The sequence below is a fragment of the Acinetobacter piscicola genome (assembly GCF_015218165.1).
GTDB lineage: Bacteria > Pseudomonadota > Gammaproteobacteria > Pseudomonadales > Moraxellaceae > Acinetobacter > Acinetobacter piscicola_A.
The window spans coordinates 716,370-739,915 of sequence record NZ_CP048659.1 but is presented as its reverse complement, the minus strand read 5'-3'; the positions used below and the strand labels follow the sequence as shown (position 1 = coordinate 739,915).

The following is a 23,546-nucleotide window of genomic DNA, read 5'->3' as shown; positions in this document are numbered from 1 at the left end:
TATTTAAACCCCACAAATGAAATGTAACTTTATATATAAAATCAAAAACTAAGCGAAGTTTCATGCACATTTTCCACACATAAATTAACTTAAATTTGCACAAACTTCGCTGTTTCTTTTTTCCGATTAATCCCATCAAAATGATGTTTTATTCTGTTACTGTTTCGTACAATACAGTTGTACAATAATGCTAGTGGATAGCTGTTATAGCATGTTAAAATTCACCCATTACAGCCCTATAAAAAGTCGTTGGCTGTATCATATTTTTACCTCATACTTTAAGGTTCTTAGGAGTGCTGTTGGAGATGAATGCTCCCCTACCCAAAGCCCCAATTAACTGGATCGGTGTATTTGCGTTAGTTTTTTTACCTATCGTCGCACTGATCGCCATTCCTTTATATGCTTGGCATCATGATTTCAGTACTGCGGCGTGGATCAGCTTATTCGTACTACTTGGTTTAAGTAGTTTAGGTATTACTGCCGGTTACCATCGTTTATGGGCACATCGTGCTTATGAAGCGACTGTGCCACTTAAAATTATTTTAATGATCATGGGAACTTTTGCCGTTCAGAACAGTATTTTGTTTTGGGCTTCAGGTCACCGTACTCACCATCGTCATGTCGATGATGTTGACCAAGATCCATATTCGATTAATAACGGTTTTTGGTATGCACATATCGGTTGGATGTTACGTAACTATCCTGCCTCAGAAGCCAATTATAAAAATGCACCAGATTTACTGAATGACAAAATTGTCATGTTCCAGGACAAATATTACATTCCATTGGTTATCATCGTTCATGCTTCGATTTTATTGCCAATTGGTTGGGCTGTTGGTGATATTTGGGGGGTGTTGTTATTAGGCGGTCTATTGCGCTTAATATTTAGCCATCATGTCACCTTCTTCATTAATTCATTGTGTCATATGTGGGGCAAACGTCCTTATACAGACGAAAATACAGCACGTGATAACTTTATTCTTGCCATTGCAACATGGGGGGAGGGTTATCATAACTATCATCACATTTTCCAGTACGACTACCGTAATGGTGTGAAATGGTGGCAATATGATCCAACAAAATGGCTCATCTGGACTTGCTCTAAAGTTGGCTTAGCAAAAAATTTACGCCGTATTCCAAGCTTTAATATTAAAAAAGCAGAATTGGCAATGAAGTTTAAATACGCTGAACAAGACTTGGCTGTGTATGGACATGATGTGAATGCTGATATTTTGGCAATGAAACAAAAAGTGGCGCAAGAATATGAAGCATTTACCCATACGCTCAATGATTGGGCGAAGTTAAAAGAGCAAGAGATTCAAGCGAAAAAAGCCGCTGTTGCTGAAAAAATTCACCAAATGGATGGAAAACTTAAAGTTGATTTTCAGTTGGTTGAACAAAAGCTGAGTTACCATCGTTCACGTTTAGAAACTTTAATGCGCGGCATTAAAAAGAACGTCGTTTCTTAATCTCAATCTGAATTGACTGAAAAGCTCCAAAATGGGGCTTTTCTTTTGGCTTTTTAAAGCCCTTTCTTCGTTTGATAAAGATAACTGATACAATATTTTTTATCGTAGATTAAGTTGATTTTGAATTGAAATATATTGAATTTCGAAATTTTCATAATGAACTTCCATCTCACTGAAAGATAAGTTTAAAGCTTCGAATAAACTTTGAAATAAGTGTTGTGAAGATTTTAAACTTGTCGTGTAAATTTCAGAAAATTGGATTGATTTTTTATAAACATGAATAAAATAATAATCTCGATCAAGCTTAAATAGAAAAATTTCTGCTTCACCTAAGCCGTCACTTTGTTCAAAAAATGAATGGTAGCCTTTTCCTTTCAACACTTCATCGAGTGCAACATTGACACAGCCTATCTCTGCCACACTATTTTTAGCAAAAATTGGTAACTGCTCTACTTCTACTTGTTCAATCATGTTGTCATTCTTTTTAATTTGCACAGCTTATCCTATAACTTTGCTATAGTTTTCACAAAGCCATTGTGATGACCTGTTATGAAATTCAACCCACGCTACCCATCCCTCAACCCAAAACTCTACCATGAGCAAATGCCCTCACCACTCAAAGGGGCAAAAGCAGGACATTTCAATGAAGCACTTGCGGATGATCTGCAATGGTCTGCGGATGAAAAAGCGCAGTGGGTTGAAATTTGTAGCGGACAAAAAACTTTTCCTGAATTTCACCCTTTGGCAATGGTCTATGCAGGACATCAATTTGGACAATGGGCAGGACAACTCGGTGATGGACGAGGTTTATTGATTGCCCAAGTTTTAAATAAAGAAGGTCAAACCATCGACTTGCATTTAAAAGGTGCAGGCTCAACGCCCTACTCTCGCATGGGTGATGGTCGTGCAGTACTGCGTTCAGTAATTCGTGAATATTTAGCAGGTCATGCGCTGAATTCTCTAGGCATACCCTCAAGTAATTCCGTCGGTTTCACAACTTCTGAACAAAGCGTACAACGTGAAAAGTTAGAGCTTGGCGCAATGATGCTTCGTACATCTGACTGTCATATTCGTTTGGGACATTTTGAATGGATCAATCAATATCAACCTGAATTACTCAAAGAATTTACCGAAAAATGCATCGAATGGCATTATCCTGAATGTCTTGATGCTGAACAACCGATTCTGGCCTTTGCCACCAAAGTCATTCAAAATACAGCCGTCATGATTGCAAAATGGCAATTGGTGGGTTTTGCCCACGGTGTGATGAATACCGATAATTTAAACATTACAGGTTCAACTTTAGACTTTGGACCTTATGGTTTTATGGAGCGTTTCCGCCCGAATTGGATCAACAATCACAGTGATTACAATGGTCGTTATACCTACCAAAACCAACCGAGTATTGCGCATTGGAATTTATGGAATTGGCTCAACAATTTAATTCCTTTGGCAACACCTGAAAACAAAGAGCAATTTAAACAAGACCTTGCCGCTTGTTTGGAACATTTTGAGCCAACATTCTTAGAACATTATACCCATGGTTTATGTCAGAAAATGGGGCTACCAAGCTTCCATAAAGACAGTTTTGACTGTGCCATGGCATTTTTAAGAATTCTACAAACAGAGCAACTCGACTATACCGACAGTTTTATTCGGTTACAGAACAAACACTATGAAGCCATTAAAGATGACTGCTTAGACCGTCGTCAGTTTGAAAGTTTCTTAGCACAATATGAAAGTATTCGAACAAACCAAGACACGGAGCAACTCGATGCAGAAATGATTAAAGCCAATCCTGTGTATATTTTACGAAATCACATGGCACAAAAAGCGATCGAATTGGCGGAACGTAATGATTTTTCAGAAGTAAATCGTCTGTTTAAATTACTCAGTCAACCATTCAGCAAACAAAGTAATCTGGAAAAAGCTGAAGACTTAGCACCTTTACCTAGTGATGTGCCTGAAGTCATGGTGAGTTGTTCCTCATAAATCAATGTTAAATTACCAATGGGTAGCTTGTCCTACCCATTGTCATTCAAGAGAAAATTTAAACAATATCACCACGATATAAGTAACTCATTTTTTATAAAATATTGGTTAAATAAACAAGTTATTTTAACAATGAATAAAAACATTATTTTCTTGATCACCTTGATTATTCTTGCAATTGCAGGGGCTTTTGCTTATCAAAAATATAATCAATATTTACCGACCGCATCACAAGAGATACAGGTTGAAAATTTTTCTACCGCACAAATTCAACAGATTCGCCAAAATACCCCCATAACCGAAGTTAAAGTGTATAAAGCTAAACGCCTAATTAAACTCATGCATCGTGATCAAATCATTCAAAGCTATCCCATGCGTTTGGGCTTTAATCCCATTGGACATAAAGTTCAAGAAGGCGATGGTAAAACCCCTGAAGGACAATATATTTTAGATTGGCGTAATCCGAAAAGTGCATTTTATAAGTCGTTACATGTATCGTATCCCAATGCACAAGACCAAGCCAAAGCCAAAAAACTTGGTGTTTCTGCGGGTGGTGATATTATGATTCATGGTTCTGCAACCACTACACAAGTCAATAAACTCCCCAAACTCATGACCTATTTGCCACAAAAAGATTGGACATGGGGCTGTGTTGCTGTTCGCAATGTCGACATGGATGAAATCTGGAAATTGGTGGATGATGGAACCATAATCACGATTTATCCATAAATAATCTGTGCTTGATATAGGAAATAAAAACATGCATGAAGATGAGATTCAGACATTGGCGATACAGATCGCAGCACAGCTTCCCTTGGCTGAACTCAGCTATCCTTTTGGTGAAGATGTTCGTGTTTTTAAAGTCATGAATAAAATTTTTATGATGAGTTTTAAACATGCAACTCAGAAAATTATTAATCTCAAATGTACGCCTGAACAATCTGAAATTTTACGGGATTTATATCCCTCTATTCATACAGGCTATCACATGAATAAACAACACTGGATTTCAATCTATGCCGGTGAAAAAATTGATGCACAGTTGATTGAAGATTTAGTCGAGACCTCGTATCAATTGGTGACAGAGCAATTGACTAAAAAACAAAAACAAGTACTCGCGATACATTCAGCCATTTAATAATTGTTTAATTTACAAGATGTCGAATGAAAGAAATCACAGTACGCATTAAAAAAACAAAAATATGAAAAAAACCTTCAATAAACCACTGATCAAGCAGAACTTCTTGTGCTACATCCGACTTCCAGCTTCGTCTTCCTTGTGAATATGGTGCAATAAAATAAGTCAAAATAAACAAAATAACCATAACAACAAGCAAAATATAATGCTGCAAACCTGTACTCAAAAATGCGATTAGACAGCCAAAAGCAGAAAGAAAAAACAGCACTGCAAAAAATCGACGAAGATGGTAATAATCAGAGGTGTTAGACATGTCATTTTTCTATAGATGTTATTCGATTGTGTTACGTTCACAAAAGATCAAGATCAAAACGAGTTCAAAGAGTGAAGTATCATTTTTATAAAATACATGATTCAACGTCGTTTTCATCATATAAATATGAAATTGATTGTCTGTTTTTTAATTGCTGTTATCAACACTTATACCCAATATCTGTGGATAAACCTGTGTTTATCCACAGATAATGTTTCAGATTGTAACTTTTTTAATCTTCTGGATATTCAAAACGGTAGCCTACACCATAAACCGCTTGTACCCATTCATGACGATTACCTGTTTCCGCTGCCTCTGAAATTTTACGACGTAAGTTCTTGATATGGCTATCAATAACACGATCAGCAACATCAAAACTGTCTGGATTAATATGGTCTAAAAGCTGTGCACGTGAATACACTTGTCCCACATGCTCTAAGAATAACTCCAATAAGCGGAACTCAGTTGGTGTTAAATTCAACGATTTTTGTTGATACCAAATGCGTTGTTGTGCTTTATCCATGCGGAATAAATTATTTTCCTCAGGCTCTGCTTTACGTTCTAAACGGCGTAACACAGCTTGGACACGTGCCACCAATTCTTTAGGGCTAAACGGTTTACAGACATAATCATCCGCGCCCATATTTAAGCCCAAAACACGGTCAATTTCTTCTGTACGTGCAGTGACCATAATAATAGGTAAATCAGACTGTTCACGCACTTTACGGCAAATGGTTAAGCCATCCATACGCGGCACCATCAAGTCTAAAATCATTAAACTCGGTTTACGTTGCAAGAAGCTATCGTAAGCTTCTTGTCCATCATGAAACATACTGACTTCTAAGCCTGCTGCTTCTAGATAATCTCGCACCAATTGCGCAAGTTCCACTTCATCTTCGACAAGCATAATATGCTTCATGTTGTATTTTCCTCTTTTAACACTTTGTTTATTTTGGGAAAGTTAATTTACAACGCAAACCACCCAATGGAGAATGCTCAAAACTCAACTTACCACCTAAGGCTTGGGCAATTTTACCTGATAATGCCAAACCTAGACCTGTACCACCTGTACTACGTGTCCGAGAATCATCCACTCGATAAAAACGCTCACCAAGTTTTGCCAATTGCTCATCACTTAAACCCAATGGACTATCATCAACATAGATCGTCCAACTTTGTGTATCTTGTACGGTATGAATCTGTACTTCACCACCTGCTTCAGTATAGCGAATACTATTCCCCAACAAGTTCACCATAATTTGTTTAAAACGATCTATATCTAATTGTAATTTTGTACCTTCACCACTAACTTGAATTGATAAATTGGCTTGTTCAAATTTCGGTCTAAAGTTTTCAACTTCTTGCAAAACCACATCCCACGGATCTACGTCAGCAAAATAGCATGTCAGTTGCTGTGCTTCAGCTTGCGCTAAATCTGCCAAATCTTGGGTCAATTTCTTCAAACTGGTAACTTGACGCAACATCGAATCAAAATGTTCTGGTGTTGGTTTTCTAATCCCATCTTGCATGGCTTCGATTTGCGCCTGTAACACCGCTAAAGGTGTTTTCAGTTCATGTGATGTATCTGCGACCCATTGACGACGTGAATGTTCATGCTGATCCAAAATAACTGCCAACTGATTAATTTCTTTAGATAAATCACCCAACTCATCATTTCGCTTAACGACAACTTGATGTTGATAATTCCCTTGGGTTAACTCACGTGTTGCATGTAATAAGCGTTGAATCGGCTTTTTAAAATAAGTTGCTAATAATAATGCTGCAACTAAACTTGCAATCACAGATAAAATATAAATGAGCAGTAAAAAGCGCTTTTGATTACTAAAAAAATTAATACTTAAAGCATCATCCTGATCTAAAACAGGTTTTAAGCCCAAATAACCCACGACTTGATCTTTGACAATAATCGGACGAAATGAGACTTGATCTTCTGATGGCTCACCAATAATGAATTGATGTTTCGCATCATATAAAGATAAACGAGAACTCAAACCTAAACGGTCAGGCATTGAAATAAAACGTTTTTTACCTTCTTGCTTCAAAGAAGATACCGCTGTTTGACTCTTATTATTTTTTTCAACTGGTTTAAAAAAGTTTTGATTAGCACTTAAGGGAAATTTTAAACCTTCAAAAGGTTGATATTCGGAAGGTAAATTTTCTTGCAGCATTTGCAATTCAGCAGGATCAAGTTTTCTTTGATTCATGCCCGAATCTTGGCTGATCTGACTGACTAAAGTATGCTCTTTAAAATAACGCTGTTGCAAGGCAATATCATACTGACGTCGCAACCACCAGCGTGATAATTTATCATAATCATCAGGTGCAGCTTCCCCTTCAATTTGTAAAATTTGTGCCTGAACAGCATTGCCCCAGTCATGGTACAAACCATATACGCCCGCCAAATTTTCAATTAAATGATCGAGTTTTTGCATCTCTACATCTGCAACATATTTCGCGAAATTTTTCTGCATTGTCCAATGCAACACACCCAAACTGACGGTCGTAATCACTAAGGTCGTAAGTAAAACCGTCAAAAATAAGCGTAATGCGATGGGGACTCGGCGTATGTTCAAATTAACTCTCACACATTTTCTTCTTTATTATTCATTGTAACCAACCATGTTGGAAAATACTCTCCATTGTTTCTACATCATTATTATTTAATCTTTAAGCATTTAAAATATTAATAAGATCATTGGAGTAAACACAATGCAAGCTCACACTAAAATCGCACTTGTTGCTGCTAGTATTCTGAGTATGGGGGCATTAACTGCCTGTCAATCGACGTCTAGTTCAAAGCCTGAATATGCTGGGCATATGATGGGACATCATCATGACCGTCAGATGAGTCCTGAACAACGTGCCCACTTCAAACAAATGCGCGCTGAACGTCAAGCTTTTCATGAACAAGTTCAAAAAGCCTGTGATGGTAAAACAGTAGGTCAAACGACCCAAGTAAAAGCAGGTGACAAAACTGTAGATGGCACATGTAATATGGTGTTTAAAGCAGATCGTAAAGCATTACGTGAGATGCGAAGCGAATTTCGTCAAGCTCAAGGTCGTATGATGCGTGATCATCATCGTGGTCAACATCATATGCAACAAATGACCGAAGAACAACGTGCACAATTGCAACAGCAACGTGAGCAAAAGCGTACTGAACGTCAAGCTTTTCATGAACAAGTTCAAAAAGCTTGTGCAGGACAAAATAATGGCCAACCTATTCAAGTCAAATTAGGCGAAAAAACTATTACTGGAACATGTGTAGTTAAGTTCCAAGCACAAAAATCTGTGTAACCGATGCAATCTATTCCCCCGATAACAGATATAAAAGCATCATAAAACTTCAAAATCTGTGAGATTAAATCGCCTTTCGGGGCGATTTTTTTAAACTAAAATAGAAAAATGACTGACCTTCAATGAAAGCGTAGTGATCAGCCAAAAATGCCACACTTTTTATGTTTTTTGAGATAAAAGTAAAGCAATTATGTACTGACTAATTTTTTTGAATTCGTCATTCTGACAAACGCATGTTTGGAAATATCTTTTTACGATTTTGACTATTTGTGAACATAATTTCTTTATAAAACTGTTTACACTCAAGGGACTTACAAGATTGATACTATTTTTCTTTGACTTTACAGTCACAGAGAAATCACACAGAAATACTTGTACGTTATTATAAGTTGTTGCACGATGTACATAACAACTATGTGTCGATGAAGACATGCATCGTATTTATTAGGATTATAAATCTGGTTTAACCAGTATTGAGGAAACCGATATGCCACAATACAAAGCACCCTTACGTGATATGCAATTCGTTTTACATGAATTATTAAATGTCGAAGAACACTACGCTAAACTCCCTGCATTTTCTGACACCGTAAGCCGTGAGTTGGTTGACCAATATTTAGAAGCTGCGGCTGACTTTTGTGAAAATGAACTTTCTCCACTCAATCAAGTGGGCGACCGTGAAGGCTGTACATGGAATGACGGTGTAGTAACTACACCAACTGGCTTCAAAGAAGCATATCAAAAATATATTGAACTTGGTTTCCCATCGCTTTCTGTACCAGAAGCACATGGCGGTCAAGGTTTACCTGGTTCATTAGGTACCGTTATTTCTGAAATGGTAGGTTCTGCAAACTGGGCATGGGGTATGTATCCTGGTTTGTCTCATGGTGCAGTACGTACCATTGAACATCACGGTTCTGCTGAACAAAAAGATACCTATTTACCAAAACTTGTGTCAGGTGAATGGACGGGTACCATGTGTTTAACAGAATCTCATGCAGGTTCTGACTTGGGGATTATCCGTTCTAAAGCTGAACCACAAGCAGATGGTAGCTATGCAATCTCTGGTGAGAAAATCTTTATCTCAGCAGGCGAACATGACATGGCTGAGAACATCATCCATATCGTATTGGCACGTTTACCAGGTGCACCGAAAGGCACCAAAGGTATTTCTCTATTCATCGTACCAAAATTCAATGTCAATGCAGATGGCTCTCTAGGTGAGCGTAATGCGGTGCGTTGTGGTTCGATTGAACACAAAATGGGGATCCATGGTAATGCTACGTGCGTCATCAACTTTGATAACGCAAAAGGTTTCTTGATCGGCCCTGAAAATCGCGGTCTAAACTGCATGTTTACTTTCATGAACACTGCACGTATTGGTACGGCTGTTCAAGGTTTAACCGCTTCTGAGTCTTCTTTCCAAGGCGCGCTTGCTTATGCGAAAGAACGTTTAGCGATGCGTTCACTTTCTGGCCCTAAAGCACCTGAAAAAGAAGCAGATCCAATCATCGTGCACCCTGCTGTACGTAACATGTTAATGACGCAGAAAGCTTTTGCTGAAGGTGGTCGTGCGCTTGTTTACTTCTTGTCTCAATATGCCGACATTGTCGAACAAGGTGCGACAGAAGAAGATCGTAAATTTGCTGACAATATTTTGTCTTTATTAACACCAATTGCGAAAGCATTCTTAACTGAAACTGGTTCAGAATCTGCAAAACACGGTGTTCAAGTCTTTGGTGGTCATGGCTTTATTTCTGAACATGGTATGGAGCAAATCGTACGTGATACACGTATCTCTTGCTTATACGAAGGTACAACTGAAATTCAAGCACTTGACTTGCTAGGTCGTAAAGTTTTAGGGACTCAAGGTGCAATGTTGAAAGACTTCACTAAGATCATCCATAAATTTATCGAAGCAAACAAAGACAATGCTGAATTAAAAGAATTCTTAGAACCACTTGCTGCGCTTAATAAAGAGTGGGGTGATCTAACCATGCAAATCGGTATGAAAGCAATGCAAAATCCAGACGAAGTGGGCGCTGCAGCAGTTGATTACCTATACTTCTCTGGTTATGTAACACTTGCATTCTTATGGGCTCGTATGGCACTTGTTGCACAAGAAACTTTAGCAGCAGGTACAACCGATGCAGATTTCTACAATGCCAAAGTAACCACTGCACGCTTCTACTTCAAGAAAATCTTGCCACGTGTACGCTCACACGTAGACGTAATTGCAGGCGGTCTAGAGCCTTTAATGACTTTAGATGCTGAACACTTTGCATTTTAATTGATTAAAAAACTGTACCCATGCGTGCAGAAATCGAGAAAGGACAGTCATAGCTTTGATTGTCCTTTTTCTTTATAAATACACATCATCAATCTTTGGTTGAATAACACCATTGAACGCTTTGTTTTAGACTAAGATTGACACAGATACAAACAAAAAACAGGTGAATGAACTATGCCAATTTATAATGCGCCTCTTGCAGATATGCGTTTTATTCTTAATGATGTTTTTAATGCAGAGCAATTCTGGCAAGCGAACGAAAACCTTGCTCATTTAGATGCAGCAACCGCTGAAGCTATTTTGGAAGAAATGGCTAAATTTGCACAAAATGTTACCCTTCCTTTAAACCGTACAGGTGACGAAGAAGGTGCACACTATGAAAATGGCAAAGTCACTACACCTGCAGGTTTTAAAGAAGCATTCAAACAATATGCTGAAGGTGGTTGGATCGGCTTAGGTGCTGACGAAGAATGGGGCGGTCAAGGCATGCCAAAAATGCTGACTGTACTTGCAGATGAAATGTTATTTGCAACCAACCCATCATTCATGCTCTACCCGCTTCTTTCAGTCGGTGCAGGTATGGCGTTAAACAGCTATGCATCTCAGGAACAAAAAGAGACTTACCTGCCTAAAATTTACTCTGGTGAATGGTCAGGTACCATGTGTTTGACTGAGCCACATGCAGGTACAGACTTAGGCATTATCAAAACCAAAGCTGAACCGAATGCAGATGGTACTTATAACATCACAGGTACAAAAATCTTTATTACAGGTGGTGATCATGATCTTGCTGAAAACATCATTCACCTTGTTTTGGCAAAAACACCTGATGCACCTGCGGGTTCACGTGGTATTTCTCTATTCATCGTTCCGAAATTCATTGTCAATGCTGACGGTTCTCTAGGCGAGCGCAATACTGCAGGCCCGGGTTCCATTGAACACAAAATGGGGATCAAAGCATCTGCAACTTGCGTGATGAACTTTGACGCTGCTAAAGGCTACCTCGTAGGTAAAGAAAACGAAGGTTTAGCGGCAATGTTCGTGATGATGAACTACGAACGTTTATCGATGGGCATCCAAGGTCTAGGTGCTTCTGAATACGCTTATCAAAATGCTGCGCAATATGCGACAGATCGTTTGCAAGGTCGTAGTGCTCAAGGCGTTCAATCTCCAAACAAACCTGCGGACAGCATCCTTGTTCATGGTGATGTACGTCGTATGTTGTTGAATGCGCGTGCAAACAACGAAGCCTCTCGTGCTTTTGCAGTGTATGTCGGTCAACAGCTTGACATCACTAAATTCTCTACAGATGCTGAAGCTGTAGCAGCTGCAAATAACCGTGTTGCCCTGCTTACACCTATCGCAAAAGCCTATTTAACAGATACTGCATTTGATGCTGCAATTGATGCACAAATGGTCTTTGGTGGTCATGGCTTTATCCGTGAATGGGGCATGGAACAATGCGTTCGTGACTTGCGTATTGCACAAATTTACGAAGGAACCAACGGCGTTCAATCACAAGATTTAATTGGTCGTAAAACCATTAAATGCAATGGTGCATTTATTGCAGAATATATTGCGGAAATCCGTGATTTTGCCAATGATCTAGATTCTGACTTAAACTTCATTAAAGATGCAACTTTAGACGTTGCAACTGAAATTGAAGTGGTGACTCAGCGTATTCTTGAACGTGCTAAGGAACATGCTGATTTTTCTAATGCTGTAGCGGTTGATTACTTACATGCAGTTGGTTTACTCAGCTTTACTTATATGTTTGCACGTATTGCCAAAGCAGCATCAGCGAAAGAAGGTCAATTCTACCAAGACAAATTGGCATTGACACATTACTTCATTCAACGCGTGCTGCCTGACCTAAGCTCACGTATTGCTAAAATCAAATCTGGCGCAGAAGTGATTATGGGCTTTAGCGAAGATTACTTTACTAATCAGGCTTAAGCTCTAAATTTTAAAAAGTTTTAAACTTTGAAAATGCCCTCAGCTTGTAAAAGTTGGGGGTGTTTTTTTATAGCTTTTACTTTTACACCAAAGTAAGGAAATCATATTAAAAATGAATATTATAGAAATAGGTACAAAAGAATTCTCTTTTTCTATTCTTAACAAGTACACTCATAAGAATCTAATAGCTTTGAAAATGAATATTAATAAGCATTCATATGGAACTTTTGATTCACCAACATATATTCCAAGCTTCATTGGGAGCTTAAAAAATTTAATACAAGACCCGATTTATAAAAATGATAATTTAACTATAGAAAATTATTTAGAAAACCTAAGTACAAATCATGAACTAACTACTCATTACAGACTAACGTTAGAAGAAACCTTTGACGACTTTTCAAAAGTTGCTGTGAGAAACCAAAACTCCATTTTTTTCTTGTTTAAATTACACAAAGATCCATTTTTTTCATACCCAAACTTAGTAGAAGGAATCATTTATGCTGACCATGTTAATATTAATTCTGTAAATTCAGCTCTTGATGATTTGATTGAATACATAAAAGTACTAACTTAAATCATAAAGCACCCCATCTAAGCTAATATTTTTTTTGAATTATTTAAAATAATACCTCCTCACCGACTCCGCCATTTGAGTATTCTTATTTTCCAACGCCTGCGCCACATTTCCAGCATCTACAGCACTGCGATTTTGACTGACTTTAAACTTACCGATGATTGAATCTATTTTGATTTCAATCGCCACAATTTTCTCTAATTGCTCTGCTATAAAATCATTCGGGGCATCACCCATTTTCCATGGTAATGGCTGAGTCGCTTCATGCGTTCGAGTAAGTCGAGCCAACACGCCACGCAAATATTTATCATCTTCAACTTTACGAATCTTGCCTTTCACATGCACCACCCGATAATTCCAGGTCGGTACAACTCGATGATGCTCCTGTTTACCTTCATACCAATTCGGTGAAATATAAGCCTGATCGGCATGAAATATCACATAAGCAGATTGGTCATTGTCCAACAAATGAAATAATGGATTGGCTTTCGCAATATGCCCTCGCAGGACTCCATTTGCATCTACTGAACGATCTAACTCTAAAGGAATATGATTGGCTTCAATTTCACCTTCATGAACGACCATTAAACTCCCTAATGGATTGTTTTCGACTAAGTCAAAAAGTTCTTTTAAATCTTCTTGTTTAAAGTGTGTTGGTAAGTACATTGATAATTAATACTCTTTTGAACCGTCTGGGCTGGTTTTAAATATCTCAGGTAATTTGGCATTTTCAGTAAAAGCCTCACCTTTGAAAATATTAACCACTTCAATTTTACCCATGATTTGCTGATTAAACTCATCCAAACGTTCCGCAGGTATCCACATTTCCTGACAAAAATCATCACCTACAGTATGTACTTCAAATTGAGCCAAATACTCATCTGCCAACTCAAAACGTGTGACATAACCGATGTAACCACTCGCTTGATCTTTGGTATTCCAATCTAATGCAATCTTTTCAGCATACTTTTGATTGAGTACAGGATAAAAAATAGGTTGCCAATACAGACGTGGTGGAAATGCTCGAAAATTTGTACTTTCAATTAAACGGTATTCAAATAATCCAACAGGGCGATATAAATACATATTTGTCCTTATTTTTATCAAAATTGATCTTTGTATTGATCTTAATTGACAGATTAATATTTTCAAAATTTTATTTGCTTCACAACTCCCTTTCATGTGCATGAAATTTGCATGGTTTTAAATAACTTAAAACTTAGGCAATGGAGGACGATATGAATAAAGACCCGCGTATAGAGAAAATTGAGAAAATCCTCGATAAATTTGGCAATCTTGCTGTTGAAGCCTTTCATTATTTAGCACTTTTTATTATTGGCTGTATGATTGCATGGTCGGCGGTACATACCATTGTAGAAATTTTAACTGTTAAAAAATATGCCAGCATTGATGATATTTTATTGTTATTCATTTATCTAGAACTCGGTGCAATGGTTGGAATTTACTTTAAAACCAACCATATGCCTGTACGCTTTTTGATTTATATTGCCATTACGGCACTGACTCGGCTACTAATTTCAGACATTCAACATGATCATAAAGCGGATATAGATCAAATTATTATTACAGGTTCAATTTTAATTTTAGCGATTTCCATTTTAATTGTGCGTTTTGCTTCATGGAAATTTCCTTCCGTGATTCGGGAAAAACAGCACGATCATCCTGTACCACATGGCAAAACCCCACGCCCAGAAGACGATGAACTGGCTTAAAAAACCACTTACCCCTCTCCTCAAGGAAAGAGCATTATGTTGAAGGTCGATATCTATTGCTCTAGCGATCATTAGGGATTTGAATATAACGCCCATTTTCATAGATCCAATGCATACCGACCTGAGGATCAGGCAAGCCATAACGGCGCCAGTCACTAATCAGCATATATTGTGAACTTTCAATCCGCCCACCGTCACCATTGACATAACCATAACTGCTGCCCGAAGACTGTGTCTGGGTTGGAAATTGCTGTTGATAAATAATCGTCACGCCATTCTGTGGTGGGTAAACAGGATAAGGTCGACGTGGATAGTTTTGATGTGGATAATGCGGATAATTTGGATAAGAATTTCCCCATTGCCCATAATTTTGTGGTGGTCGAATGGGAATCTGCTTGCTTTGGGTTAAACCGTTTTGATCTGTATATTGATAAGTTTGCGTTGGAATTTGATGCTGCCGACGTTCAACACTCCGATACCCCGTCCAATCTCGTGCATCTGCATAGAGTGTGGTTGAAAATGCACTACACATCAGTGTCACTACACTCAAGTTGAATAAGTTTTTCACCTCAACCTCCACCATAAAACCGTTTAGTTGTTATTTTAATGCCAAATCTGAGATAAATAATGAATATTTTATACACAATATGAAATGGCATTTTAGTATTAACTTGATTTCATTTAAGTCATTTAAAATACAATCTGCTAAGATATTCTTTTTTGTCGGATGGATGCTGTACTGTGGCTGAACTGAGTTTTGACCGTTTACATCAATTTTTTTGTAAAGTACCAAGTGTGCAAAAAGCGTTTATTGACAGTTATGGTACGGATGGAAAATCGGCATGGTGGTTTAAATTTCAGATTAATATCGAACACCCTTTGGCTTGGCAAACGGTACAAGAATTGGGACATGTGCTGAATTATATTTCAAAAAATGAACGTCTTCCGACTCAATTTTTACCTGTTTCACCACCACCGTATATGAATGGTGAAGCAAAACAATTTTTAGCTTGGGTCATTCAATGTAATCACGCAGACTTTCCACCAGATGTCGTCTGTGACTGGTTAGAAGCGCGTTTACCACAACCCGTTGAAGATGAAAGTCAGTGGAAAATCAAAACTGATTTGCATGAACTAGATAAAATCTCAGATAAAGATTTAGATAAAATGGTGCCACCGAATCCACAATAAAAGATGCTCTGTACTCATGCCATTTTAAACATGAGTACAGCATTATTTTTAGTTTGGTGGAAATTGAATGTTATCAATTTTCTTTTTAATGGCAACGAGCTGTTTAATTTCTTTGGCTTTTTCTACATTTTTAGAAATACCTAAACCCTTTTCAAAAGCGACTTGGGCTAACTCTAGGACATCTATATTATCACTGCCATTTTCATAAGCTTTTACTGCCCATTGATAATTTTCAGGTTCATCCTCTATAACAGCCAATGAATCCATTGCTTGCAGTTGTCCCTTTTCAGCGGCACGCTTAAATAAATTGATACTTTCTTGAAACAATTTTTGTTGATCACTTTCCCCAGTTAACTGACGATATTTCCATATTGCCAACTGATTCATACCATTCACATCACCAAGAGCAACTGATCGTTCTAATAATTTTTCAGCTTTCTGAACCAATTTCGGGTCATCTTCTAAAAACATCCATTGTAAGGCAAGCTGATTCATTGCAACTGTACTATTTAAATCAATGGCTTTGAGTAACCACTTCTGTCTCTTATCATTCTCCACTTCTTGTTTGGCAAGATGAATATATGCATCTGCATGACCTTGTTTAGCCTGCTTTTCATAAAATTTTTGAACTTGCTTTTGTATTTCAACAAGATCTTTATCAGTAAAAATATCTGAAACATCATAAAGCTGTTTATCATCTAAAATCTCAAGTTTAGCCAGAATACGCCCCTGATCTGACTGTTGTTTAAGTTTAGACAGCTTTTGATTTAACACATTTCGTACTTCAGCCGTAATCTGTTCTCGAGATGGGGCTTTTAATTTAACTAAATCTTGAGATGAACAGATGCTGCTTTCAAAACCAAAATTATCAAGTTTACTTCCAGCTTTAAATGCAGAATATGACCATTTACATGCTTGATCTGAGTATTCATTGGATGCAATAAATGCCATCATGATCATTGCATCAGCAGATATTTGTGCATCATTTTTCACGATTGGCTTTAAAATTTTAATTTGTTGCTCTAAATCAGAAACGCCATTATTAAGCTTATCACTATAATATTCAAAGAATATTTCATACATGGCAGTATAATCACCAAGTCTTGCAGCATTAAAAGCCAATTTTTTATATTGACGGTTACTTTCAAATAAATATGGATTTAAATCCATCTTTTGATAATATTGCGCCAACAAATACATCGCTTCAGCATCACCTTCATCCGATGCTTTTTTTAGTAAAACAATGGCTTTTTGATGGTCAATACCCACTTTTTCACTACCTGTTTGCAACTCTTTCGCCTGAGTGACTAAAGGATTTTTGGCAAAGGTCGATACTGAACTCAGTATTAATGCAATTGATATAGTTAAAGCCTTACAATGTTGTTTAAAAAAATTCATTTATTGTTTTCTCTCAAATTCAAAAGTTTAATTCTTTATTTCGATTAAAATTAAATACCAAAAACTGCTTTTCTAGTCTCTTCTTTTTCAACTAAGTTTTTTAACTTTTTCTGTACTCGATCTGCTAAAACTTTATCCTTCGGTACACCTAAGCCTTCAGAGTATGCTTTATACGCTATTTCTAAAATACTTTGTTCTTTTGTCCCATTTTTGTAGGCTTCAACTGCCCAGAAATAACTGTCAGATTCAGCTACAGCTTTTGAAAGATTTTCCATCGCATTGAGAGAATCTAGTTCTGCGGCAGACTTTAATAGTTCAATTGAATGATCAAGCACTTCTTGATCTTCACTTTCATTGTAAAGCCAAGTTCCTAATACCCCCATTGCAATAGGATCATTTAAAACAATTGCTTTTTCTAAATACTTTCGTCCTAGCGCTACATTCTGCTTAGATCCATTCTCGCCATATAAATAGTTATAACCTAAATCTGTTATCGCAATACGATTATTTAGTGCAGCAGCTTTCTCAATCCATACATCGTGGTTTTTGTCACCTAAATATTCATCTGCGAGTTTTAAATATGCATCACTATAACCTTTCTTTGCTTGTGACAAATAAAAATTCTTTATTTCACGATTTAAATTATCTTTGAAAGTACTCAAATTTTTATCTAATTCTAAATTTCCAAACCGCTCTAACAATATAATTTTCTCTCCAATTGAAGGCTTAGAAACTAATTTATATTCTCCCACTGCGTCCTTTAATTGTTGTATATATTTATTTTTAAATTCTTCAGTTGAAGGTAACTTTAATTTTTTCAGTGCTTCTTCTTCACAAAACTGCATTCGATATCCTGCCCCCCAAATATCTCCAGTCTGCAAGCCTTGATTTAAATAATCGCATTGTTTTAAATTATATCCTCGATCGCGATACTGTTCATTCAAATCTGCTATAGCAAGAAATGCTCTACTATTTCTTTCCTTCGCCCCTTTTATAATCAATGGCATTAATGCATTTATTATTTGTTTTTTATCTGGTGTTTGAAACATATTTTCCTGAATTTTAACTTCAGAGATTAAATTATCTATAGCATCCCAGTTACCCTTTTTAGCTGCTGAAATTCTCAACTCATCATTTAAATATGGGTTTTCTGGTAAATATCGAAAAGCTGAGGTGAAATTATAATACTGACTTAATAAATACATCGCCTCTGCATCACCTTCATCAGAGGCTTTTTTCAGCAATGCAATGGCTTTTTGATGATCAATACCGACATTTTCACTGCCTGTTTGCAACTCTTTGGCTTGAGTGACTAAAGGATTTTCAGCAAAGGCAAAAGGCGAAATAAATATCCCTATGGCAAGAATCGATGTTAAAAAAAATGATGTTTTAAATTTTTTTAAAGTTTTATGGTTTTGCATGATTTTTTGCATATTTAGGCTCAAGTTTTTAATTAAAATATTTTGAGCAGCAATTATGCACTGAATCATTCACCATTCAGTACATAATTTACAATTTTATAAATCAAATCAAAATGTTGACAGACCACTCCATTCCATAAATCGATACACGCCATATTTGAATGTCGATTCATCCGCAAACTTTGAATAATCCACACTCATATTGCGACCATTTAAGTTCGACCAAGCCGTATTAAAATACTGTGTCGCATCCAGAAAAATCTGCTGTTGCGGATTGCCCACAACACGTAAATCTGTTTCCAAATTATAGTTTTTCAGATTACGTGCGGTAAAATTGGCAGAACCTAAAATCAACTCTGCAGACTGCGCATTACGTTTGATGATCATCTTGCTATGACATTGCTCGCCTTGTGTATTGCACCAACGCACATCAACACCTGCATCATGCAATTCAGATGCCACTTGACGGTTTGGAATGCCATTTTTCTGACGACCGAATGCGTCTTTATTTGGATCAAGCAAAATACGCAATTTCACACCACGTTGCTTTGCAGCAATCAATCCTTTGACAATTTTACGCTCTGACAGATAGAACATTGCCAAATCAATTTGATCATTGGCTTTTGCACTGTCTAATAAATTTAAAACTGCATCATAAATTGCGTGTTCAGTCAGCACTTGCACTTGTGGATTGGCTGGACTTTCAGGTAATTTCCCCACGATCACAAAAGGTGTATCTCCACCTGACATCTGTGCCACAGGTTGTTCAGACTTCAACACATCAGTTGCGACAGCACCATTCACCATCAATGCCACATTAGAATGACGAGAACTGCCATCATGCGGATTTGCCGAAGTGACAATCGTTTTCCAACCTTCGTTCGTATCAACCACAATGGTTTTACGGTGATTGGCTTTGAAATTAAATAAGTTTAAATAACTACGAAGGGTGATCGGCTCTTTACCAAATGGATTGTTTAACCAACCTTTTTCAGCATTATTGCCGATATCTTGGCAGCATAAATACCAAAAACCAGACCATGTCGGATTTGAAGCCCGTAGCGGGGTAAGATTGGTTTCAATCACCTCAATGCCACCTTGACGCAATTTACGATATTGTTCAGGGGCAATTCCACCATAAACAGAGTTAATGGGGTCAGTAATAAATTTAATTTCCAATGTAGGATTGACCACTTTTTGATTAATCAATGCTTCGGTTAATTGATGGGTTAATGCTCTTTGCTGAACTTTAGACTCACCCACCTCACTGTTAAATAGAAATATATCCACCACGATGGTGGTTTTTGCTTGTTTAATCAAAGCTAAAATTTGATCAAAAATATGATGATCTAGCTGCTGTTTACCTTGTGCATCAATATAGGTTTCATCTGCAATAAATTTCACATCAGCATACCGTAAAGGTCCAGTAAAATTCAGTCCTTGTGGTAAAGATTTCACTGTATGATAAATCGCAGAAGATAAATAACCCAATGCCAATGCAGCAAAGATTAAACTTAAATAACGACGTTTTGACCAATTCAACTTACTGTGAATTTTATGAAAGATACGCATATTAAAAAACCTAGTCTACTGCTGTCAGACTAGGTCGAATCTCTTTTATTTTCAATAACGATTTGGTGAATGAATTTAAATTTTAGAATTTATAATCCACACCGATGACAAAGTTTCGTCCCATTTGTGGAATGGTTGACAAGAATGAGCTATGTTCATAGACCGTTTCATCGAGTAAATTATTGGCATTCAAATAAACTTTGGCAACTTGTTTATTGGCAAACGGATGCTGATAAGCCACACCGACATTCACCATATTGTAGCCTTTGGTTTCTCGCTCATAAGAAGCAAATTTATCTTGATTAAACACATGTGAATATTCAGCAGAACCTGACCAGTTGTCATCAAAATTTGCATTTACACGTGTACCTAAACGACCTGCGGGCACACGAGGCGCATTTTCATTGTCAATTTTGCCACGTACATAGTCACCAAAAATCGTTGTTTTATACATATCATTCCACTGATAAGCCACTTCTGCTTCAGTGCCATAAAACTTGGCTGCATCTTGGCTATATTCAATCAGACGGAAATTTTCGTACTGATCCAAAGTTTTGGCATAAATGTAATTATCAAACCAATTATGATATAGATGAACATGATAACTGAGCTGATCTCCATCATAATGCAGCCCAACTTCAACATTATTTGACTTTTCTTTGTCTAAATTTTCATTGCCTAATTCATAAGTATTGGTCGCAAAATGTCCACCCTTTGAATATAGTTCTTGTGCCGAAGGTAAACGTTGCTGATGCGATGCCGATAAAGACAATGTGTAATCTGGCTTAAATTCCCAATTTGCTGCACCTGAAACAGAAAAGGCATTGCCATCAAAGTCTTTTTGCGTTGAATCAATATCAATTTTTTGATGATCAAAACGAGTCCCTAACTCTAAATGCACATCACCTAACTGACGATGCTCTAAACCAAATAGACTATATTTTTGAGTTTTATTCGGTGCAAAAATCGCTTCTTCACCTGAAATATCGAGTTTTTGCTGGCTTGCTTGTAGCCCCCATACACCTTCCCACTGCGCTAAAGGATTGTGCACCAATTCAATACGCCCTTCATAACCTTTACTTTTGAAAGTGGTCATTGCCTCATCACCTTCAATTTCATCATGTTGATAATCTGTATAACTGGCTTGAGCACGTAATTTTTTAAAGCCAGCAAATGGATTGTTTAATTCTGAGCGGAAATCATAACGTTCCGTTTTTAAATCGATCCATGGTCCTGCACCTGAGTGATCATGATCATGTCCTTCGTGATCATGTGCCGATTCATCTTCATGTTCATGGTCATCATGTCCGCCACAATGTAAATGATCGCCATGTGGATGACATGATTCATACTCATGACTATGTCCGGGTAAACCATATTGATCTTGGCGGTTGCTATAAGACACACCTGCAAAACCTCGTTCACCAATCCAAGATAAACCAACATTGACATTGTCTGATTCAGAGAATGTATTGCCCACACGACGCTCTTTCGTGCTGTGTGTATGATCGCCATGATCTTCGGTTACGCTATAATTGGGTGCAATATAATCATTGGCTTCACGCTTTAAACCTTCAACTCGCAACGCAACATTTGAGCCTAAGCCGACTGTCACCCCCGCATGTGCTAATTTTTCATCATTACCTGAGTTATAGCGTAGGCCGACATCCCCTACATAACCGTCTTTTGGCATTTTTGTGGCAATTTTAGAGTCAACAACATTGACTAGACCACCGACCGAGCCCGCACCATACAATAAAGTCGAAGGCCCTCGAATCAATTCAATTTTTTCAGCCAATTGCGGGTCGACAGTGACCGTATGATCGGGTGACAAACTGGATACATCCATACTTTCAGTGGCATTTTGTGTGACTTTTACGCGTGCACCTTCTTGCCCACGAATCACAGGTCGGCTTGAACCTGCACCAAAACTATTAGAATACACACCTAATTGTTGTTTTAGTGCTTCACCTAAAGTAGAGCCACCTTGCTGTAAGGTGTCCCGAGAAACGGTTTGATCGGCAACACCAAAATCTTGCTTTGACTGTTGTAAAGGATGTGCGGTTAAAGTCAATGTATCTAATTGTTGAATGCCGTCCTCATTGGCAATCGTTTTTTGCTGTGGTGTAGCTTGTTCTTCAGCCCAACTGCTTGTAGAAAAGACAGTCAAAATAGAGAGTGTCAAAATATGTTTTGAAAAAGACATGTGATTGCGCTCGAAGCATCATATTTTAAAATTATTGTTATATTATAACATTTCAATATAATTGCAATAAAAAACATTCTGCTTATCAGAAATCGTTAGAATAATAGAGTTTTATATTTTATTTTTTTGATATGCCTTTTACCATTTCTCATGCTGTTTTAGCGCCACCGATTTCTAAACTGACAGGACATCGTTTGCCGATTGCTGCATTGGCGATTGGCTGTATGACACCTGATTTATATCGTTTATTTACCGATGCAAATTATGATCAATCACACCAATGGTCAGGCTTGATCTTTCCCAATCTATTAATGGGCTTATGTTTCTGTGGACTTTGGTATGGGTTGTACCGCCCAATGCTATTTGCCTTTTCAGGGCTTAACAAAGCGTTAAATCTAAAAAATTTAAATGATTACTCAGGTTTTATACTCAGTATTATTGTGGCAGTTTTGGTTGGTGTGACCACGCATATTATTTGGGATGGTTTTACTCATGTTGATTTTCGAACGGTTGCGTTTAAGGACGTGTTAAGTCGCCAAATTTCTATTTTTCAGCATAGTTATCCTTTACATCGAGTTTTACAAATTGGCATGTCAGCATTGGCATTACCCATTCTATTTTGGATGATTTATCGCCACCACCAGCATTTTAGGCATACACAACCGATCCATAAAAATATTAAAATTTATGTCATTGCACTTTTTTTTCTCTCTATATTTTCAGGTTTTTTAAGTTACTTCAATTTTTCTGAAAGTCTCACTGCAAGTACATTTTCCGATGATTTATATCAGTATATCGGCAGATCAATTAATTATTTCTTTAGAGCATTTTTAGTCGTTTTTAGTTTAGGCAGTTTGATTTTTATCATTTTGCAGAAAACCTGTGCAATATTTTCCAAATCTTAAAATCTTTCATTATTTTAATTGAGCAATCCGCGTGAATTTTTATAGTTTTTCGCCCAAGTCCTTGTGA

General features: G+C 37.3%; 22 protein-coding genes. 11 read left to right on the top strand and 11 right to left on the bottom strand.

Annotation, left to right across the window (positions count from 1 at the left end; all coding sequences use genetic code 11):
- Positions 1 to 305 precede the first annotated feature (305 nt).
- Positions 306 to 1,469, top strand: coding sequence for an acyl-CoA desaturase (locus G0028_RS03600; RefSeq protein WP_180045262.1), 1,164 nt, complete (start codon positions 306 to 308; stop codon positions 1,467 to 1,469).
- 99 nt (positions 1,470 to 1,568) lie between these two features.
- On the opposite strand, the gene G0028_RS03595 is transcribed toward G0028_RS03600, so the two are convergent.
- Complete coding sequence (locus tag G0028_RS03595) at positions 1,569 to 1,964, bottom strand: hypothetical protein (RefSeq protein WP_180045261.1); 396 nt, start codon at positions 1,962 to 1,964, stop codon at positions 1,569 to 1,571.
- Between the two features lie 54 nt (positions 1,965 to 2,018).
- Here G0028_RS03595 and G0028_RS03590 point away from each other — a divergent pair, with 54 nt between their 5' ends.
- The 3 genes from G0028_RS03590 (at position 2,019) to G0028_RS03580 (ending at position 4,599) form a co-directional block, all read left to right on the top strand.
- Positions 2,019 to 3,461 carry a protein adenylyltransferase SelO gene (locus tag G0028_RS03590; protein WP_180045260.1) on the top strand — a complete coding sequence of 481 codons (1,443 nt, stop codon included), beginning with the start codon at positions 2,019 to 2,021 and terminating at the stop codon, positions 3,459 to 3,461.
- 132 nt (positions 3,462 to 3,593) lie between these two features.
- The gene (locus G0028_RS03585) at positions 3,594 to 4,190 is read left to right on the top strand and encodes a L,D-transpeptidase family protein (protein ID WP_130074205.1); all 597 of its coding nucleotides are present in this window, start codon (positions 3,594 to 3,596) and stop codon (positions 4,188 to 4,190) included.
- A gap of 31 nt (positions 4,191 to 4,221) precedes the next feature.
- Complete coding sequence (locus G0028_RS03580; RefSeq protein ID WP_130074204.1) at positions 4,222 to 4,599, top strand: MmcQ/YjbR family DNA-binding protein; 378 nt, start codon at positions 4,222 to 4,224, stop codon at positions 4,597 to 4,599.
- Positions 4,600 to 4,606: 7 nt separating this feature from the next.
- Here the strand turns inward: G0028_RS03580 and G0028_RS03575 are convergent, their stop codons facing one another.
- The 3 genes from G0028_RS03575 to baeS form a co-directional block, all read right to left on the bottom strand.
- Positions 4,607 to 4,912 (bottom strand): hypothetical protein, encoded by a 306-nt coding sequence (locus G0028_RS03575; RefSeq protein ID WP_130074203.1) that lies wholly within the window; start codon positions 4,910 to 4,912, stop codon positions 4,607 to 4,609.
- Positions 4,913 to 5,144: 232 nt separating this feature from the next.
- Positions 5,145 to 5,831, bottom strand: coding sequence for a response regulator (locus tag G0028_RS03570; RefSeq protein ID WP_111861215.1), 687 nt, complete (start codon positions 5,829 to 5,831; stop codon positions 5,145 to 5,147).
- Between the two features lie 28 nt (positions 5,832 to 5,859).
- Complete coding sequence (baeS, locus tag G0028_RS03565) at positions 5,860 to 7,506, bottom strand: sensor histidine kinase efflux regulator BaeS (protein ID WP_180045274.1); 1,647 nt, start codon at positions 7,504 to 7,506, stop codon at positions 5,860 to 5,862.
- A 136-nt stretch (positions 7,507 to 7,642) separates the two neighbouring features.
- Here baeS and G0028_RS03560 point away from each other — a divergent pair, with 136 nt between their 5' ends.
- From G0028_RS03560 to G0028_RS03545, 4 genes are all read left to right on the top strand, one after another.
- Complete coding sequence (locus G0028_RS03560) at positions 7,643 to 8,230, top strand: hypothetical protein (RefSeq protein WP_180045259.1); 588 nt, start codon at positions 7,643 to 7,645, stop codon at positions 8,228 to 8,230.
- A 487-nt stretch (positions 8,231 to 8,717) separates the two neighbouring features.
- Positions 8,718 to 10,520 carry an acyl-CoA dehydrogenase C-terminal domain-containing protein gene (locus G0028_RS03555; RefSeq protein WP_130074200.1) on the top strand — a complete coding sequence of 601 codons (1,803 nt, stop codon included), beginning with the start codon at positions 8,718 to 8,720 and terminating at the stop codon, positions 10,518 to 10,520.
- A 174-nt stretch (positions 10,521 to 10,694) separates the two neighbouring features.
- Complete coding sequence (locus tag G0028_RS03550; protein WP_180045258.1) at positions 10,695 to 12,476, top strand: acyl-CoA dehydrogenase C-terminal domain-containing protein; 1,782 nt, start codon at positions 10,695 to 10,697, stop codon at positions 12,474 to 12,476.
- A gap of 112 nt (positions 12,477 to 12,588) precedes the next feature.
- On the top strand, positions 12,589 to 13,053 hold the full coding sequence (locus tag G0028_RS03545) for a hypothetical protein (protein ID WP_218946268.1): 465 nt from the start codon (positions 12,589 to 12,591) through the stop codon (positions 13,051 to 13,053).
- 39 nt (positions 13,054 to 13,092) lie between these two features.
- Here the strand turns inward: G0028_RS03545 and G0028_RS03540 are convergent, their stop codons facing one another.
- Entirely contained in the window at positions 13,093 to 13,719 is a 627-nt protein-coding gene (locus G0028_RS03540) for an FMN-binding negative transcriptional regulator (RefSeq protein ID WP_180045257.1), read from the bottom strand.
- Positions 13,720 to 13,725: 6 nt separating this feature from the next.
- Positions 13,726 to 14,139 carry an ADP-ribosylation/crystallin J1 gene (locus G0028_RS03535; protein WP_180045256.1) on the bottom strand — a complete coding sequence of 138 codons (414 nt, stop codon included), beginning with the start codon at positions 14,137 to 14,139 and terminating at the stop codon, positions 13,726 to 13,728.
- Positions 14,140 to 14,291: 152 nt separating this feature from the next.
- Between G0028_RS03535 and G0028_RS03530 the strand changes: the two genes are divergently transcribed.
- On the top strand, positions 14,292 to 14,786 hold the full coding sequence (locus G0028_RS03530; protein WP_130074195.1) for a phosphate-starvation-inducible protein PsiE: 495 nt from the start codon (positions 14,292 to 14,294) through the stop codon (positions 14,784 to 14,786).
- 61 nt (positions 14,787 to 14,847) lie between these two features.
- Here G0028_RS03530 and G0028_RS03525 read toward each other — a convergent pair whose 3' ends face one another.
- Positions 14,848 to 15,354 carry an RcnB family protein gene (locus G0028_RS03525; protein WP_180045255.1) on the bottom strand — a complete coding sequence of 169 codons (507 nt, stop codon included), beginning with the start codon at positions 15,352 to 15,354 and terminating at the stop codon, positions 14,848 to 14,850.
- Between the two features lie 173 nt (positions 15,355 to 15,527).
- Here G0028_RS03525 and G0028_RS03520 point away from each other — a divergent pair, with 173 nt between their 5' ends.
- Positions 15,528 to 15,977 (top strand): hypothetical protein, encoded by a 450-nt coding sequence (locus tag G0028_RS03520; RefSeq protein ID WP_180045254.1) that lies wholly within the window; start codon positions 15,528 to 15,530, stop codon positions 15,975 to 15,977.
- Between the two features lie 48 nt (positions 15,978 to 16,025).
- On the opposite strand, the gene G0028_RS03515 is transcribed toward G0028_RS03520, so the two are convergent.
- The 4 genes from G0028_RS03515 to znuD form a co-directional block, all read right to left on the bottom strand.
- Complete coding sequence (locus G0028_RS03515) at positions 16,026 to 17,375, bottom strand: tetratricopeptide repeat protein (RefSeq protein WP_180045253.1); 1,350 nt, start codon at positions 17,373 to 17,375, stop codon at positions 16,026 to 16,028.
- A gap of 50 nt (positions 17,376 to 17,425) precedes the next feature.
- Positions 17,426 to 18,808, bottom strand: coding sequence for a tetratricopeptide repeat protein (locus tag G0028_RS03510; protein ID WP_180045252.1), 1,383 nt, complete (start codon positions 18,806 to 18,808; stop codon positions 17,426 to 17,428).
- Between the two features lie 96 nt (positions 18,809 to 18,904).
- Positions 18,905 to 20,368, bottom strand: coding sequence for a phospholipase D family protein (locus G0028_RS03505; protein WP_180045251.1), 1,464 nt, complete (start codon positions 20,366 to 20,368; stop codon positions 18,905 to 18,907).
- A gap of 82 nt (positions 20,369 to 20,450) precedes the next feature.
- Positions 20,451 to 22,574 carry a zinc piracy TonB-dependent receptor ZnuD gene (gene znuD, locus G0028_RS03500; protein ID WP_180045250.1) on the bottom strand — a complete coding sequence of 708 codons (2,124 nt, stop codon included), beginning with the start codon at positions 22,572 to 22,574 and terminating at the stop codon, positions 20,451 to 20,453.
- Positions 22,575 to 22,705: 131 nt separating this feature from the next.
- On the opposite strand from znuD, the gene G0028_RS03495 reads away from it, so the two are divergent.
- Positions 22,706 to 23,479 carry a DUF4184 family protein gene (locus G0028_RS03495; RefSeq protein ID WP_180045249.1) on the top strand — a complete coding sequence of 258 codons (774 nt, stop codon included), beginning with the start codon at positions 22,706 to 22,708 and terminating at the stop codon, positions 23,477 to 23,479.
- Positions 23,480 to 23,546: the final 67 nt, after the last annotated feature.